This window comes from Amnibacterium kyonggiense, assembly GCF_004364555.1.
Classification (GTDB): domain Bacteria; phylum Actinomycetota; class Actinomycetes; order Actinomycetales; family Microbacteriaceae; genus Amnibacterium; species Amnibacterium kyonggiense.
In genome coordinates, this window is the sequence record NZ_SOAM01000001.1 from 1,426,039 (window position 1) to 1,441,464 (window position 15,426).

Here is a 15,426-nt window from a genome sequence, read left to right on the forward strand (position 1 = left end):
CTCACCGGCGCTCCGCCGCCAGCCAGTCGTCGAACGTCACCGTCCCGCGCGTCGCGCCCGCGTCCCCGCGGAGTACGCCGGACGCGAGTCCGCGCCAGTACCGGCCGGGCAGCGCGAGCTCGACGACCCGCGAGCGGTCGCCCCGGGACGCGAGCAGCCGGCGGACCATGCTCGCGAGCACCTCGTCGCGCGGGCCGACCAGGTCGGGCGCTCGGCCCTGCGGGGCGGCGGTCGCGAGCTCGACCAGTCGGGCGCCGACCTCCGCGGCGGCCACGGGCCGCACCAGCCCGCGCGGCACCGCGGTCCACCGCCCGACGTGGACGAGGCCCGCGACCTGCCCCGCGAACTCGTGGAACTGCGCCGCCCGCAGCACGGTGCCGGACCGGTCGGACGCGGCGATGAGCGCCTCCTGGCGAAGCTTCCCCGCGTAGTAGCCGGCGTCGATGCCGTCGATCCCGACGATGGACAGCGCGACGTGGTGCGGGACGTGCGCGATCCGCTCGGCGCGCAGCAGCGTCTCCGTCACCCGGGTGAAGAACGCGACCGATCCGCGACGGCCGAGCGCGGCCGTGCTCGTCACGTCGACGACGGCGTCCGCGCCCTCGAGCGCGGCGGCGACGCCGACGTCCGCGAGCAGGTCCGTCCCGGTGCGCCGCGACAGCGGGACGACGACGTGGCCCGCCCGCTCCGCCGCCGCGACCACGTGCCGGCCGACGGTGCCCGTCGCGCCCGCGACCGCGAGCCTCATCGGGCCACCGCCTCGGCCGGGCGCCGGGTCGGCACGAGCAGCACGATCCCGAGCGCGAGACTCACCGCGAGCGACACGATCGCGCCGACGGCGTCGACCGTCGGGAAGCCCCCGAGGTGCGTCGCGTGGTAAGCGAGGTGCAGCACCCCGAACACCGTCCACGCGGCGCCGAGCGGCGCCCAGGCGCTGCGCCGGACGAGCACGACGACGCTCGCCGCGGCGAGCGCGAGGTAGAGGCCGCCGACGTCCCGGATGAGGTGCTCGTTGAAGGGGCCGTCGAGGTCGATCCAGTGCCCGAGCACGCCCGGGAACGCGTCGTAGAAGCCGCGCGGCGAGACGGTCGCCCAGCCGCCGACGAAGAGGCCGAGGGCCGCGGACAGCGCGAGCGCGACCCGCTTCACCGCGGTCATGCGCGCACCGGCGGGATGTCGTCGGCGCCCGGGAAGCGGCGGGCTCCGGTCCGGTGCGCGCCGAGCGGGACGAGCGAGCGGGCGTCGTCGGCGCCGAGCGCGTTCCCCTCCCCGGTCCGCACGCCCCGCGGATCGCCGCGCTGTGCGAGCGCCGCGCGGATCAGGTCGTCGAGGTGGAACCGGTCGGGCCCGGCGATGTCGACGACGTCGCCGAGCGCGTCGCCCGTCGCGATCTCGGCGAGGAGGTCGACGACGTCCTCGACGTCCACGGGCTGCAGCAGCGTCCGCGACGCCTGCACGACCCCGAGGACCGTCAGCCGGTCGGCGATCGCCGGCACGAAGTCGTGGAACTGCGTCGCGCGGATGACGGTGAAGGGCACCTCCTGGTCCCGGAGGGCGTCCTCCTGCGCCACCTTGCCGGCGTAGTAGCCGTTCCCGTGCGCGCGATCGGCTCCGACGATCGACAGCAGCACGTGGTGCCGCACCCCCGTGGTCAGCTCCGCGGCGAGCAGGCGCAGGGTGGTGCCGCGGAAGAACTCGACGGAGGCCTCCGCCTCCTGCACCGGCGCGTTCAGCACGTCGACCACCGCGTCGACGCCGGCGAGCGCGGCGCCGAGCCCCTCGCCGGTGACGACGTCGACCCCGGTCGTGCGGGAGCCGACCACCACCTCGTGCCCGTCCCGGCGGAGCCGATCGGCGAGCCGCGCGCCGACGTGCCCGCGCCCTCCCGCGATGAAGATCCTCATGATCCGGTCGTCCTTCCCGGCCGCGGAGCGGCCTCGAGGGAGATGACGACGCGGGAGGCCGTTCCGTGAGGTCAGGCCGGGGCGACGCCCCAGGCGCCGAGCTTCTGCGGGTTCACCTGCAGCCACACGTCCGTGACCCGACCGTTGCGCACGGCGAGGTTGACGAGCGACCGGGCCGTCCCGTCGGGCGCGAGGGCGGTGAAGGCGAGGCCGTCGCCGGTGCGGCTCGCGTGGAGGCGCAGCGTCGGCTGCTTCGCCATGATCCCGAGCATGAAGCGCGCGACGTTGGAGACGCCGAGCACCGGGCGACGCGCAGCGCTGACGATCCCGCCGCCGTCGGAGACGAGGGTGACGGACGGGTCGAGCAGCGCCGTCAGCGCGTCGAGGTCGCCGGTGGCGCAGGCGCGGGCGAAGGCCGCGGCGACGGCGTCGTGCTCGGTCCGGTCCGACGGCCGCAGGTCGTGGTCGCGCACGCGCCGGCGGGCGGAGGTCGCGAGCTGCCGCACCGCCGCCGCGCTGCGCCCCACGATGGTGCCGATCTCCTCGAACGGCAGGGCGAACACGTCGTGCAGGACGAACGCGACCCGCTCGGCCGGGGTCATCGACTCCATCACGATGAGGAGGGCCGTGCTCACCTCGTCGTCGATGGTGACGCGGTCGAGGGGGTCGGCGCCGATCGCGGCGGGCTGCGGCGCGGTCCCGGCGAAGAGGTCGGCGGGCACCGGCTCCGGCAGCCACTCGCCGACGTAGCGCTCACGACGCCGGCGGGCGGAGCCGAGCACGTCGAGGCAGATCCGGCTCATGGTGCGGGTGAGCCAGCCCTGCGGGTTGCGCACGGCCGCCTGCTCCGCGTCGGTCATCCGGTACCAGCGGGCGTAGGCCTCCTGCACGGCGTCCTCCGCCTCGGCCAGGGTGCCGAGCATGCGGTACCCGAGCGCGACGAGGCGCCGTCGCTCGTGCATCAGCTCGTCGACCGTCCCGACGACCGGCTCCTGGTCCATGCGTCCTCCGTCCCTCCCACTCTGGCGTGCCGCCGGACGCGCCGCGACGCGGACCGGCCGCGGCGTCACCGCCGGCCCGCCGCCTCGCCGCTGACGAAGGCGCGGCGGGGCTCCGCGAGGGCGGCGAGCGAGACGATGTCCCGCCCGCCGACCACGGCGCTCGCCCAGACCAGGAGCACGCGCAGCTTCCGCTCCCACGTCGGGACGGCGAGCACGTGGTACCCGCGGTGCATGAGCCACGCGAGCGGCCCGGTGATCACGAGCCGCCCGTACTGGAAGACGCCGTGGCCGAGCCCGAGCGTCGCGACGACCCCGAGGCCGTGGTGCACGTAGGGGCGGGGCGCGCCGCCGCGGAGGACCGCGACGAGGTTCGCGGCCAGCCGCCTGCCCTGCCGGACCGCGTGCTGCGCGTTCGGCACCGTCGTCGCACCGGCCCGCGATGCCGTCAGGTCCGGCACCGCGGCGTCGTCGCCGGCCGCCCACGCGCCCGGCACCACCTCGTCGTCGCCCTCCACCTGCAGCGTCGCCGCCACCCGCACGAACCCGTTCGCGGTGAGCGGCAGGTCCGTGTGCGACGTCACGACCGGGTTCGCGGCGTTGCCGGCGGTCCAGACCAGGAGGCCGGTGTCGAACTCCTCGCCGGAGGACAGGACGAGGTGCCCGTCGACCGCGGAGCGCAGCTGCGTGTCGAGGTGCACGCGGCCGCCGCGCCGCTCGAGGTGCCGCACGACCCAGCGGCCCGGCCCGTCGCTCACCTCCGGCAGGATGCGGCCGCGCGCCTCGACGAGGTGGAACGCGAGCTCGTCCCGCGCGATCTCGGGGTAGGAGCGGAGGAGCGCGGTGGCGAGCGAGAGCGTCTCGCCGAAGCCCTCGACGCCGGAGAACCCGCCGCCGACGAACGTGACGGTGAGCAGCCTCCGCCGCTCGGGTCCCGGCGGCAGCACGGATGCGCGGTCGAAGGCGGTGAGGATCGCGTCGCGGATCGCGACCGCCTCCTCGACGTGCTTCATGCCGATCGCCTGCTCGTCCAGGCCGGGCACGGGGAACTTCCGGGTGACCGCGCCCGCGGTGACCACGACGACGTCGTAGGGGAGCGGGAACGCCGGCCCGTCCTCCGGCGCGACGGTCACCCGTCGCTGCGCGTGGTCGATGCGGGTGACGGCGCCGGTGACGAACCGGGTGCGCCGCAGGTGCCGGCGGTGCGACACGGCGGCGTGCCGCGCCTCGACGGATCCCGCCGCGACCTCGGGGAGGAACGGCTGGTACGTCATGTACGGGCGGGGGTCGACCACCGTGACGTGCGCCTCACCCGGCCGGAGCCGCCGCTCGAGCCCCCAGGCGGCGTAGAACCCGGCGTACCCGCCGCCCACGATCAGGATCTCCTGCATCCGGCACCTCGCTCCTCGTCCCGTCACTCCTGTGACGAGACGCGCGGGTGGGATGTGAGGTCGACCGCGCTCGCGGCGGGTCGCCGACGGCTCGGACGGCTCAGACCTCCCAGACGGACGGCGCGGCGCTGTGCGACCAGCCGTCGCGGAGCCGCGCGACCGCGCGGTCGAAGGCGGCGACGACATCCATGTGCGGACGCACCATCGACTGAAGCTGCAGGCCCTCGTAGATCGCGATGAGCTGCTCGGCGCCCCGCGCCGGCTCCATCGTGCTCGGCTCCCGGCCGACCGCGATGTCCTGGGTCAGCGCGCGCTGGACGATCGCGTGGAAGTGGATCCACGCGCTCTGCAGCACCTCCGCCGCGGGCAGGTCGGACGCGGCGATGGCAGCGGCCGAGGTGAGCAGGCGCATGAGAGCCGGGTCGGCGGCGTTCGCGAGCACGATCGCCCGGAGGAACGCGACCGCGCCGTGGCGCTCCGCGATCGGGATGAGCGGCCCGGTCCGCTGGGCGTTCCACGCCTTCACGACGGCGAGGACGAGGTCGTCGATCGTGGGGAACCGGCTCGTCACGGCCGCCGTCGTCGTGCCCGCCGCGGCGGCGACGAGCTCGAGCGTGACGTGGTGCAGCGGCTTGAGCCGCAGCAGGCCGATGGCCGCCTCGACGAGCTGCTCGTCGGTCCGGTGCGCGTCTCCTGCGGCGCCGTGCGTCTCCTCGACGAGCAGATCGGTCATCTTCGGTCGGCCGTTCGGTTCGGTGCTGCGGGCGGTCGCCCGATCCGCGGCGGTTCCGGCGGATCGCGTCGAGGTTGCCGGAGTGCAACCGCTCGCCGCCAGGCCCACCTCGGGTGCCCCCGCCGCGAGGGACGGCGGCACCGGCTCGGGCGGAGGCCCCGGATCCGCCTGGAAGGATCGGATCCCGTGCTCCGGAACGCCGTCATCGCCCTGATCCTCGGCGTCCCGCTGTCGGTCCTGCTGCTCGTGCCGGTCGCCGCCGTGCTCTACCGCCGGGAGGGCCGCCTCGCGCCGACCGCGATCGCGCAGCTGCTCGCCGGTGCGGTCTACTTCTGCGCGCTGTGGGCCTACACGCTGCTGCCGACGCCGCCCGCGCGGGAGCTGACGCGGTGCGCGGTGCCGCAGCTGCACCCGTTCGCCTTCGTCGGCGACGTGCTCCGCTTCGGCGTCGGGTCGCCGAGCGCGCTGCTGCACAACCCCGCGCTGCTGCAGGTCGTGCTGAACATCGCCCTGTTCGTGCCGTTCGGCGTCGGGGTGCGGCTGCTGCTGCACCGCGGCGTGCTCGTCGCGCTCCTGATCGGGTTCCTCGGGTCGCTCCTCATCGAGGTGACGCAGCTGACCGGCATCTACGGCATCTACTCGTGCGCGTATCGCCTGTTCGACGTCGACGACCTCATCGCCAATACGACCGGCGCCGTGCTCGGCTCCCTGGCCGTCGTCGGTCTCGCCCGGCCGCGCCGGGCGCAGCGGACCGCGCTCGATCCGGTGCCGGTGCGGCTGGGCCGCCGGCTGCTGGGGATGTTCGCGGACGTCGTGGTCATCGGCTTCGTCCAGTTCGTGCTGTCCGCGCTGTGGGCCGTGTGCACGACGTTCGGCGGCGGACCGGCTGCGGCCGACCTGCCGGTCGTGCAGCAGCTGGCGACGTGGGGCGTCCCCGCCGCGCTCGAACTGGTCCTGGTGCTCCGCACGGGCAGGACCGCGGGGGAGGCGCTCGTCCTCATCACCCCGGGTGCGCCGGAGGGCGGCCGCTGGCGCCAGGCCCTGTTCGGCGTGGTCGGGTACTGCCTCCTCGGCCCGGTCGGCGCGCTGCAGGGCATGTTCGTCGTCGTCACCCTCATCGCCGCGATCGCGACGAAGGACCGTCGTGGGCTCAGTCGCGCCGTGTCCGGCGGCCGGATCGTCGCGCTCGCCGGTCGTCGCCGCGGGACGCCCTCGGCCGACCTCGCCGAGGTGGCGGGGCGCTCGCACTGAGCTCTGCGCGCCGCCCGCTTCCTGCGGGGTGGACCGCCGGCGGGTTCGACGGCGTCCGGCGGGTCCGGCAGCGCCTGGAGCGCGGCTAGCCCCCCTGGGCGAGCACGCCGATCGTGAGGCCGTGCTGCGCGCACGCCTGATGCAGGCGGTCCTGTGCGGATTCGACGGTCTTCGACCCCAGGTCGATCCGCGGGTGCTCCAGGTCGCCCGCGGCATCCCGGAGCCGCGTGACGTCCTGCTGCACCGCGTCCGGCAGGGCACGTCCGTCGAACTCGAGGTACTGCACGGCGATCGCCTGCAGCACGGCGGCCGACTGGGCGGAGGAGAGGCGGCCGGCCTTCGTCTGCTGCTCGCGCCAGACGATCAGCGTCTGCGCCTCCGACTCCGCCGCGCAGACGGCGTGCAGGTCCCACGGCGCCGAGTCGCCGGCCTTCACGGGGGCCGCCGTCGGCGTCACGGTGACCGTCACGGTCGGTGCCGGCGTCGCCGCGTGCGCCGTGGCGCAGCCGGTGAGCAGCAGGGGCAGCAGGAGCAGGCCGAGGGCACGGGCGCGCGACGTCACCGCGGCAGTCTCCCCGTCGGGGCGTCCGCCCGGGGCCGCCTGCCCGGGATTCTCGTGGCACGGCCCTGCCGGAACCGACGTGCGCCCCTCCGCGGCTGACGCGCCTGCCCGCGCGGGCGGATCAGCCGCTCCGGGGCGGGCGAGCGAAGACGTCCATCCGGCTCACCGAGACCCGTGGGTAGCGTCCAGCGCATGGCGGAGCGGTTCGAGTACGGCGACGGTCCCATGCAGTACGCGGTCCTCCGCACGGCGAGCGGTGACCCGCGCGGGACGGTCGTGCTGATCCACGGCGGATTCTGGCGCGGGACGCCCGATTACTTCGACGGGCCCACGCCGCTTGCGGAGGCCCTCGTCGATCGGGGTTGGCACGTCTGGCAGGTGGAGTACCGGCAGCTGCCGAACGGAGGAGGCTGGCCGCACACGCTCGACGACCTCGCCGCGGGCGTCGAGCTGCTCGGCCGGACGGCGGAAGAGAAGGGCCTCGAGCTCGGTCGGGTCGTGACCGTCGGGCACAGCGCCGGCGGGCACCTCGCCGTGTGGGCCCTCTCGCGGCCGGCCGCGGTGCTGCCGCTCGCCGGGGCGATCAGCCTCGCGGGCGTGCTGAACCTGCGGCTCGGCGACGAGGAGGGCATCGGTCGCGGCGCCGTCACGGACTTCCTCGGCGGCCACGTCGCCGAGCATCCGGACCGCTACGCGGCCGCCGACCCCATCGCACGGATCGACCCGGCCCTGCCCGTCCGGATCGTGCACGGCGACCAGGACGACGTGGTGCCGATGAACCAGTCCGACACCTACGTCGTCGCGGCGCGCGAAGCGGGGCAGGATGTCGCGCTCTCGGTCGTGGAGGGCGACCACATGATCGTCATCGACCCCGTGCATCCCGCCTTCGCCGCGCTCGTCGCAGCGCTCGAGGAGATCCGCGCGCTCGGCTGAGCCGCTACTCGTCGCGCTCGGCGCGACGCGTGAGCACCAGCAGGCCCGCGATCAGCACGAGGAGCGCGCCGCCGATGGTCGAGGCGGTCGGCAGCACCTGCAGCACACCCTGCGCCGCGAGGACCAGGGCGACGAGCACCTGCGCCACGACCTGCACGAGCCCGGTCGTGAGCGCGGCGGGGCCGAGCGCCGCCAGCTGCAGCCGCGATCGCACCGGCACGGCCCGCGCCAGCAGCACGAGGACCACGAGCAGGTGCAGCGCGAGGACGACGCCCGCGAGCGACGCGTCGAGGCCTGCCGGATCGCGCAGCAGCTGCCCGACCACGAGCAGCGCCACGAGCAGCCACGGCGCCGGGGTGCGGACGCGGACGGCGGTGAACACCGAGAACGCGACGCCGACCGCGATGAGCGCGTCCTGCAGCACGAGCAGCGACGTGAGGATCCCGGCCAGGCCGACGCCGATGGGGAGGACGACGCCCGGCACCCAGGGGCCGATCGGGAAGCCCGCCCGCATCCTCGGGCGGGTCGCGGCGCTCACCGCGGGCCCCGGGAGCGGGCGGCCTGGCGCAGGAGTGCGTCGTGGTCCTCGTCCTGCCACGGCACGACGGTGACGTCGACGCGGCGGAGGCGGTCGAGGCGATCCGCGCGCTCCAGCTGCAGGATGCGGTGCGCGAGCCGGTGCGCCTCGTCGGCGCCCTCGAGGGTCGGCGTCGGCAGCACGTCGATCGCGACGACCCGGTGGCCCGCGTTCCGCCAGAGCACCGCGAGGCCGGCCACGTCCTCGTCGAGGAACGTCGACACCAGGAAGACGACCGCGGCGGTCGGCAGCACCGGCGCCTTGATCGTGCCGCTCGGGCGCGCGACCGTCTGCGTCACGACGGCGCGGATCTGCTCGAGCTTGCGCCTCCCGCCGCCGCTGCGGGCGCTCGCGCCGGTGCGGACGAGGTCGTGGAAGGCGACGCGGTCGCCCGCCTCCAGGTAGCTCGCGGCGATCGCCGCGACGGCCGGCCGGGCGAGGTCGAGCGACGCCGTGCCCTTGCGGGCCGGGCGGTCGCTGCCCCACTCGACGACCGCTGCGCCGACGTCGTCGCGGCTGTCGAGCACGATCACCGCGGCGGCCTCCGCGGTCGCGTCCATCCGCCGCACGATCAGCTCCGACTCCGGGCGCGGGGAGCGGGCGGTCGCGCGCCAGTCGATGCGGCGCAGCCGGTCGCCGGGCGTGAACGGGGCGAGGTCGCGGAAGTCGAGGCCGTCGCCGAGCCGCCTCGCCGCGTGCCCGCCGGGACGGTTCGTCAGGCGGTGCGGCAGGAGGAGGGAGGTCACCCGCTCCCGCTTCGGCGCGATCGTCGCGCGGGCGACCTGCGGGTCGAGGTGCTGCACCAGGTCGGCTCCGGCCGCGAACAGCTGACCGCCGACGCGGAGCACCTCCTGCGGGCCGCTGTGCAGGACGGGGAGGCGCGCCTCGAGGGAGGCGGCGGTCCTCGAGCTGACGACCACGGTGGTGGTCGGCTCCTCGTAGGCGCCGGCGGCGAGCACGGCGAAGTCCGCGCCCGCGGCGCCCTCCACCCGCACCCGCACGACGACGTCGTCGTCCTCCACGGCGACGGCGACGGCGACCGACGCGGTGCCGACGGGGCGGCGGAGGGCGACCGCCGCGGTCGCCGCGAGCGGCAGGCCGAGCAGGGCGACGTCCGCGCGACCGAAGCCCAGCCCGACGCCGAGGACGACGATCGCGAGCATCCCGAGCGCGGCCCCGCCGCCGCGGCGGTACCAGCGCTCCTGCGTCGGCGCGCTCACCGGACGCCGACGCGGCCGACGACCGGCGGCCCGGCGACCTCCGCGACCGCGTGCCGTACGACGTCCGCCGGGTCGAGGCCCGACGCCCACGCCTGCGCGGTGAGGGTCAGCCGGTGCGCGAGCACGGGGACGGCGCAGCGCTTCACGTCCTCCGGGGTCACGAACTCGCGGCCGTCGAGCACAGCGAGCGCCCGCCCGAGCAGCAGCAGCCCCTGCGAGCCGCGCGGGGAGGCGCCGACCTGCACCTGCGCGACGGTCCGCGTCGCCGCGGCGAGGTCGACGCAGTAGGTGATCACGTCGTCGTCGACGAACACGGCCTCGACCGCGGCCTGCATCGCGAGCAGCGTGCGGGCGTCGATGACCGGTGCGATCGGCGCCGCCTCGTGCCGCCGCTGCACGCGGTTCCGCAGCACCTGCGACTCGCCGCCGCGGTCCGGGTAGCCGACGGACAGCCGGACGAGGAACCGGTCGAGCTGCGCCTCCGGGAGCGCGTAGGTGCCCTCGTACTCGATCGGGTTCGAGGTCGCGACGACGTGGAAGGGGCGGGGGAGCGGGAGGCTGCGGCCCTCGATCGTGACCTGCCCCTCCGCCATCGCCTCGAGCAGCGCGGACTGCGTCTTCGGCGAGGTGCGGTTGATCTCGTCCGCGAGGAACAGCCCGGTGAAGACGGGGCCGGGGCGGAACTCGAACTCGCGGGTCGCGGGCGCGTAGACGAACGAGCCGGTGATGTCGGAGGGCAGCAGGTCCGGCGTGCACTGGAGGCGGCGGAAGTCGAGCCCGAGCGCGGTCGCGAGGCTGCGCGCCGCGAGCGTCTTGCCGAGTCCCGGTGCGTCCTCGAACAGCACGTGCCCGCCCGCGAGCACGGTGCCGAGCGCGAGCTCGAGGGGGTCGCGCATCCCGACGACGACGGTGCCGACGCGGTCGAGGACCTCCCGGCCGATCGCGGCGACGTCGGGGATGGAGAGCTGCGGGTCAGTCGGCACGGGACGTCCTGTCTTCGGGGATCGCGCGGGCGGGGCCGAGCGGTTCGGGCGGCGGGAGGCGCTCGACGGCGCGGAGGGCCGCGTCGAAGGCGCGCGGGGTGACGGGCTTCTCACGGTCGGGGCGGAGGACCGCCCACGCGTCGGCGCCGAGGAGGGCGGCGATGGCCCTGTCGTCCTCCGGGCGCTCGACGTCGAGGCCGTGCTCCGCGAGGCGGCGGGCGGCGACCGTGCGGACCCGGGCGATCGCGATGCCACGGATGTGGTCGCGGTGCTCGACCATCGACCAGGCGAGCTGCTCGAGGTCGCGGCGGCCGCCGGTCGGCGGGTCGACGTCGGGCGGCTCGAGGTCGGCGGGCGGCACGACGCTGCGCTGCGTGAGCAGGATGAACGCGACCGCGAAGACGCCGCAGCCGACCGTGATCGCGTGCGGGCCGTCGAGGCCGAGCACCCGCGCGGCGCCCCCGACGAGGCCGGCGACGAACGCCGCGACAACCGCGACGCGGACGATCAGGCCGACGGTCATGCGTCCACCCGCTCCCACGACGTCTCGAGCACCCGGAGGGCCTGCTGCGCGGCGGACGCGTCGGCGGCGGCGACCACCCCGTCGCCGAACCGGGCGCGGAGGTAGAGCCCGAGCAGCGTCCGGGACGCCGCCCGGTCCGCGCCGGTGCGGCTCAGCACGCGGCCGGTGAACTCGGTCGGGGTCTCCGCAGGGGAGCGGGCGAGGCCGGCGTCCTCCGCCGCCTGCTGCAGGCCGAGCCAGGCGCGGATGACGGCGTCGCTCGGCTCCCGGTCCTCGTCGAAGGCGGCCAACGCGGCGGCGATGCCGCGGAGGACCGTCGGGGCGTCGGCGACCTGCGGCTCGGCGTCGAGCGCCGCGGTGCCGCGCAGGCCGATCCGCTTCCGGCGGCCGCGGACGGCGGAGAGGATCAGGCGGATCAGGAGGAACGCGATCGCCAGCCCGACCAGGGCGGCGAGCACCAGGATGATCGTGCCGATCGTGGAGTTCACGTCGATGCGGGGCATCCCCTGGCCCTGCGGCGGCAGCGTCGCGACCGGCTGCACCGGCGTCGGCGGCTCGACCGGCTGACCGCCGCCGTTCGAGCCGAAGAGCGGCACGACCAGCGCGGGGCCCTCGAGGGCCGTGCTCAGGACGACGACCGCGGCGCCCGCGACGACGAGCGGCAGCAGCCAGCGGCCGGTCGCTCCGCGGCGGACCGGGGCCGCGCCGTCGGGCTCCCCGTCCTGTCGGCGCACCAGCCGAGGCTAGTTGCCGATCCGCATCGATCCGGCCCGCGACCCCCGACTGCCGGGGTCAGCCCGCCGACGCGCTCGCGATCGGTCCCTCCGCCGAGCGCCACAGGTCGATCCGGTCGCGGCGCTGCTCCTGCGTCATCCACCCCGGGCCGGGCGCGATCACCCGCGCGTGGAGTCCCGCGCCCTCGACGAGCGCGACCGCGTCCGCCTCCTCGAGGCCGATCAGGTCGGCCTCGTGCTCCTCGAGCCAGGCCTCGGCTCGGATCGGCGGGCATTCCATCCATCGAGTATGCGGTGCCGGCGTGCGGGGGTCAGGACCGCGTGGCCGGTTCAGGACGGATCCGACAGGTCGGTCCTGAACGCGGCGCACGGTCCTGATCGCGGTTCGGGGTGATCTCGAGGCCCGCTTCGCTCGCACCTCGATCAGCGGGGTCGGCGCGCGTGCAGTGCGCGTGCGGCGCGAGTGCCGAGCGGGGGCGGAGGCCCTCAGCCCTCCGCGACGACCTCGCCGCCGACGGCGGTCGCGACGACGCGGGCCGCGCCGATCTCGTTCACCGGGGCTGCCGTGATGTCGCGGTCCAGGACCGCGAGGTCGCCCGCGAGGCCCGGCACGAGGCGGCCTGCGCGCTGCTCGTCGTGGTTCACGTACGCGGTTCCGGCGGTGTACGCCGTCAGGGCGTCGCCGAGGGAGAGCGCCTGCTCGCCGTAGAGCGGGTCCTGCCGCGGAGCGCCGTGGGCCGCGCGGTTCACCGCGACGTGGAGGATCTCGAGCGGGTTCGCCGTCGTCACCGACCAGTCGCTGCCGAACGCGATCCGCGCGCCGGCCCGGGCGAGGGAGCCGAAGGGGTACTGCCAGCGGGCGGCCTCCGGGCCGAGGAACGGGATCGCCAGCTCGTCCATCTGCGGCTCGTGCGCGGCCCAGAGCGGCTGGGCGTTCGCGATCGCACCGAGCGCCGCGAAGCGCGGCACGTCGTCCGGGTGCACGACCTGCAGGTGCGCGAGGTGATGCCGGGCGTCGCGCACGCCGTTCGCGGCGCGGGCCGCCTCGATCGCGTCCAACGCCTCCCGCACCGCCCGGTCGCCGAGCGTGTGGAGGTGGACCTGGAAGCCCTCCGCGTCGAGCGCCGTCACCGCCCGGGTCAGCAGCTCGGGATCGACGAAGCTCTTGCCCGCGTTGCCGGAGTCGTGGCCGTCGTGGTCGAGGTAGTTGCGGAGCATCGCGGCGGTGAAGTTCTCCGCGACGCCGTCCTGCATGATCTTCACGCTCGTCGCGCGGAAGCGCTCCCGACCGGCGGCGAGTGCGCGGCGCTCGACGAGCTCCGGCACCTGCTCGAGCCCGCGGTCCCGCTCCCACCAGAGCGCACCGACCACGTGCGCGACGATCTCGCCGCGGTCCGCGAGGCGGAGCGAGGACGCGAGCAGGTCGGGCAGGCCGTGGACGACGCCGATCATCGCGTCCTGCCAGCCCGTGATGCCCCAGGCGAGCAGGCGGCGCTGCGCGATCCGGAACGCCTCGTCGATCTCGTCCTCGGTCGTCGGCGGGAGGAGGTCGGAGACGAGGTCCATCGCCCCCTCCTGCAGCATGCCGATCGGCGCGCCGGACGCGTCGCGCTCGATGCGGCCGTCCGCCGGATCCGACGTCGACGCGGTGACGCCGGCGCGCTCGAGGGCCGCGGTGCTGACCCACGCGCCGTGGCCGTCGCGGTTCGCGAGGTAGGCGGGACGGCCCCCGGTCACCGCGTCGAGTGCGGCCGCGGTCGGGACGCCGCCCGGGAACAGCTCGAGCGACCAGCCGCCGCCGCGGATCCACTCGAGGTCCGGGTTCGCCGCGCTGTACGCGGCGATGCGGGCGAGCGCGTCCTCCGCGGTGCGCGCCTCGGAGAGGTCGAGCCGGAGGAGGTCGATGCCCGCGTGGTACGGGTGGACGTGGCTGTCCTGGAACCCGGGCACGACGAGCCCGCCGCGGGCGTCGAGCTCCGCGGTGCCGGGCTTCGCGCGCTCGAGGGCGTCCGCGCCGATCGCGGCGATCACCCCCTCCTGCACGAGCAGGGGCGCCTCGACGACGCCGGTCGGGGTGAAGAGGCGGCCGTCGGCCACGAGCAGGTCTCCGGTCACGAGTCGAACCCCAGTCCCACGGCGTCGAGCGTGCGGAGGAACGCGCCGCGACGCCCCTCCCGGTGGTCGGCGCGGTTCAGCGCGAAGCGGGTCGCCTGCACCGCGGGCCAGGTCGCGGGCTCGGGCGGGAAGGGCAGCGGCGTGGAGCGGACCATCTCGTTCGTCGTCCGTCGCGTCTGAATCCCCTCGAGCAGGTCGAGCATCACGTCCGCCGCGTAGTGGGTCGCTCCGACGCCGAGCCCGGTGAAGCCGAGCGCGTAGCTCACGCGGTCGCCCCAAGCGGTGCCGAAGAAGGCGCAGAACCGGCTGCAGGTGTCGATCGCGCCCGCCCAGCGGTGCTCGAAGCGGACGTGCTCGAGCTGCGGGAAGGTCGTGAAGAAGTGCTGCGCGAGCTTGCGGAAGGTCTCCGGCCGCTCCTCGTACTCCCGTCGGATCCGGCCGCCGTAGTGGTAGATCGCGTCGTAGCCGCCCCAGAGGATCCGGTCGTCGTCCGTGAGCCGGTAGTAGTGGAACTGGTTCGCGCTGTCGCCGATGCCCTGCCGGCCGCTCCAGCCGATGGCGGCCCGGTCGGCCGCTGAGAGGGGCTCAGTCATCAGCACGTAGTCGTAGACGGGGACCGTGAAGAGGCGGAGGCGCTTCAGCAGCGTCGGGAACGCGTTCGTGGCGAGCGCGACCCGGTCCGCGACGACCTGCGCCCGCGCGGTCGTGGCGATGACGCCGGTGACGCTGCGCTCGATGCCGCGGACCGGGGAGTCCTCGAACAGCTCGACCCCCTCCGACGCGCAGGCGTGGGCGAGCGCGTCGACGAGGCGTGCCGGGTCGACGAGCGCGGCGTCGCGCGGCATGAGCACGCCGCCGAGGTAGGTGGGGGAGGCGACCTCCTGCCGCATCGCCGGCCCGTCGAAGAACACGGCGCGCTCGCCGTCGACGTCCTCCTGCAGCCACGGGACCTGGTGCGGCTCGGTCGCGACGCCGTACACGCCGCTGCGCTCCCAGTCGGCGTTCCGCTCGAAGCCGAGCACCGCCGACTCCATCGCGTCGAGGTTCTCGAGCCCGTCGGCGTCGAGGGCGTCGTAGTCCGTGGCGAAGCGGGTGCGGCCGTTGCTCTCGCCGTGGGTGAGGCTCGCCTCCACGAATCCGCCGTTGCGGCCCGAGGCCGCCCAGCCGTTCGTGCGCGCCTCGAGCACCACGACGCGGGCGCCCGGGTTCCGGCGCTTCGCCTTCAGGGCCGTCCAGAGGCCGGTGTAGCCGCCGCCGATGACGAGCAGGTCGCAGGCGAGGTCCGCGGTCAGCGCGGGGCGCCGGTCGCCCGGGGTGCGGTCGAGCCAGAAGCTGCCCTGGCGGCTGGCGGCGAGTGCGGTGTCGACGAGCCGGTCGTCGATCGGGCGGTCGAACACCGTCTGCGTCATGCGGATCCCGTCGTGATCGGAGGCGTCCACTGAGCGTATCGACGGTCGTGTTTCGCCCGCGCTACGGATTCCGTGTGTTCGCGGCTGGTTGAG

The 15,426-nt window shown here is 75.5% G+C and carries 17 protein-coding genes; 2 read left to right on the forward strand and 15 right to left on the reverse strand.

The features are described from left to right. Position 1: 1 nt before the first annotated feature. The 6 genes from CLV52_RS07200 to CLV52_RS07225 form a co-directional block, all read right to left on the reverse strand. Complete coding sequence (locus tag CLV52_RS07200) at positions 2 to 748, reverse strand: SDR family oxidoreductase (RefSeq protein ID WP_133765545.1); 747 nt, start codon at positions 746 to 748, stop codon at positions 2 to 4. Further along, the gene (locus tag CLV52_RS07205) at positions 745 to 1,158 is read right to left on the reverse strand and encodes a hypothetical protein (RefSeq protein ID WP_133765546.1); all 414 of its coding nucleotides are present in this window, start codon (positions 1,156 to 1,158) and stop codon (positions 745 to 747) included. The genes CLV52_RS07200 and CLV52_RS07205 overlap by 4 nt, the downstream gene beginning before the upstream one ends. After that, a complete protein-coding gene (locus CLV52_RS07210) occupies positions 1,155 to 1,904 on the reverse strand; it encodes an SDR family oxidoreductase (RefSeq protein ID WP_133765547.1) in 750 nt (249 codons plus the stop codon). The genes CLV52_RS07205 and CLV52_RS07210 overlap by 4 nt, the downstream gene beginning before the upstream one ends. A gap of 71 nt (positions 1,905 to 1,975) precedes the next feature. Then, on the reverse strand, positions 1,976 to 2,905 hold the full coding sequence (gene sigJ, locus CLV52_RS07215) for an RNA polymerase sigma factor SigJ (RefSeq protein WP_133765548.1): 930 nt from the start codon (positions 2,903 to 2,905) through the stop codon (positions 1,976 to 1,978). A gap of 65 nt (positions 2,906 to 2,970) precedes the next feature. Next, positions 2,971 to 4,293, reverse strand: coding sequence for an NAD(P)/FAD-dependent oxidoreductase (locus tag CLV52_RS07220; protein WP_133765549.1), 1,323 nt, complete (start codon positions 4,291 to 4,293; stop codon positions 2,971 to 2,973). Positions 4,294 to 4,393: 100 nt separating this feature from the next. Next, the gene (locus CLV52_RS07225) at positions 4,394 to 5,026 is read right to left on the reverse strand and encodes a TetR family transcriptional regulator (protein ID WP_133765550.1); all 633 of its coding nucleotides are present in this window, start codon (positions 5,024 to 5,026) and stop codon (positions 4,394 to 4,396) included. Between the two features lie 186 nt (positions 5,027 to 5,212). On the opposite strand from CLV52_RS07225, the gene CLV52_RS07230 reads away from it, so the two are divergent. Then, on the forward strand, positions 5,213 to 6,277 hold the full coding sequence (locus CLV52_RS07230) for a VanZ family protein (RefSeq protein WP_162850743.1): 1,065 nt from the start codon (positions 5,213 to 5,215) through the stop codon (positions 6,275 to 6,277). 85 nt (positions 6,278 to 6,362) lie between these two features. Here the strand turns inward: CLV52_RS07230 and CLV52_RS07235 are convergent, their stop codons facing one another. Continuing rightward, positions 6,363 to 6,839 (reverse strand): hypothetical protein, encoded by a 477-nt coding sequence (locus CLV52_RS07235; RefSeq protein WP_133765552.1) that lies wholly within the window; start codon positions 6,837 to 6,839, stop codon positions 6,363 to 6,365. Positions 6,840 to 7,031: 192 nt separating this feature from the next. Here CLV52_RS07235 and CLV52_RS07240 point away from each other — a divergent pair, with 192 nt between their 5' ends. Next, positions 7,032 to 7,772: an alpha/beta hydrolase family protein gene (locus CLV52_RS07240; RefSeq protein ID WP_133765553.1), complete on the forward strand. Its 741-nt coding sequence runs from the start codon at positions 7,032 to 7,034 to the stop codon at positions 7,770 to 7,772. A gap of 4 nt (positions 7,773 to 7,776) precedes the next feature. On the opposite strand, the gene CLV52_RS07245 is transcribed toward CLV52_RS07240, so the two are convergent. From CLV52_RS07245 to CLV52_RS07280, 8 genes are all read right to left on the reverse strand, one after another. Continuing rightward, a complete protein-coding gene (locus tag CLV52_RS07245; RefSeq protein WP_133765554.1) occupies positions 7,777 to 8,310 on the reverse strand; it encodes a hypothetical protein in 534 nt (177 codons plus the stop codon). Next, complete coding sequence (locus CLV52_RS07250) at positions 8,307 to 9,569, reverse strand: DUF58 domain-containing protein (RefSeq protein ID WP_133765555.1); 1,263 nt, start codon at positions 9,567 to 9,569, stop codon at positions 8,307 to 8,309. Before CLV52_RS07250 ends, CLV52_RS07245 begins: the two co-directional genes overlap by 4 nt. Next, positions 9,566 to 10,552, reverse strand: coding sequence for an AAA family ATPase (locus CLV52_RS07255; RefSeq protein WP_246018001.1), 987 nt, complete (start codon positions 10,550 to 10,552; stop codon positions 9,566 to 9,568). The genes CLV52_RS07250 and CLV52_RS07255 overlap by 4 nt, the downstream gene beginning before the upstream one ends. Further along, positions 10,542 to 11,075 (reverse strand): hypothetical protein, encoded by a 534-nt coding sequence (locus tag CLV52_RS07260; protein WP_133765556.1) that lies wholly within the window; start codon positions 11,073 to 11,075, stop codon positions 10,542 to 10,544. The genes CLV52_RS07255 and CLV52_RS07260 overlap by 11 nt, the downstream gene beginning before the upstream one ends. Continuing rightward, on the reverse strand, positions 11,072 to 11,809 hold the full coding sequence (locus CLV52_RS07265; protein ID WP_133765557.1) for a DUF4129 domain-containing protein: 738 nt from the start codon (positions 11,807 to 11,809) through the stop codon (positions 11,072 to 11,074). Before CLV52_RS07265 ends, CLV52_RS07260 begins: the two co-directional genes overlap by 4 nt. A 58-nt stretch (positions 11,810 to 11,867) precedes the next feature. Then, positions 11,868 to 12,089: a hypothetical protein gene (locus tag CLV52_RS07270; protein WP_133765558.1), complete on the reverse strand. Its 222-nt coding sequence runs from the start codon at positions 12,087 to 12,089 to the stop codon at positions 11,868 to 11,870. A gap of 206 nt (positions 12,090 to 12,295) precedes the next feature. Next, positions 12,296 to 13,924 carry an amidohydrolase gene (locus CLV52_RS07275; RefSeq protein ID WP_133765559.1) on the reverse strand — a complete coding sequence of 543 codons (1,629 nt, stop codon included), beginning with the start codon at positions 13,922 to 13,924 and terminating at the stop codon, positions 12,296 to 12,298. Next, positions 13,921 to 15,333 (reverse strand): NAD(P)/FAD-dependent oxidoreductase, encoded by a 1,413-nt coding sequence (locus CLV52_RS07280; protein ID WP_133765560.1) that lies wholly within the window; start codon positions 15,331 to 15,333, stop codon positions 13,921 to 13,923. Before CLV52_RS07280 ends, CLV52_RS07275 begins: the two co-directional genes overlap by 4 nt. Between the last annotated feature and the right edge of the window lie 93 nt (positions 15,334 to 15,426).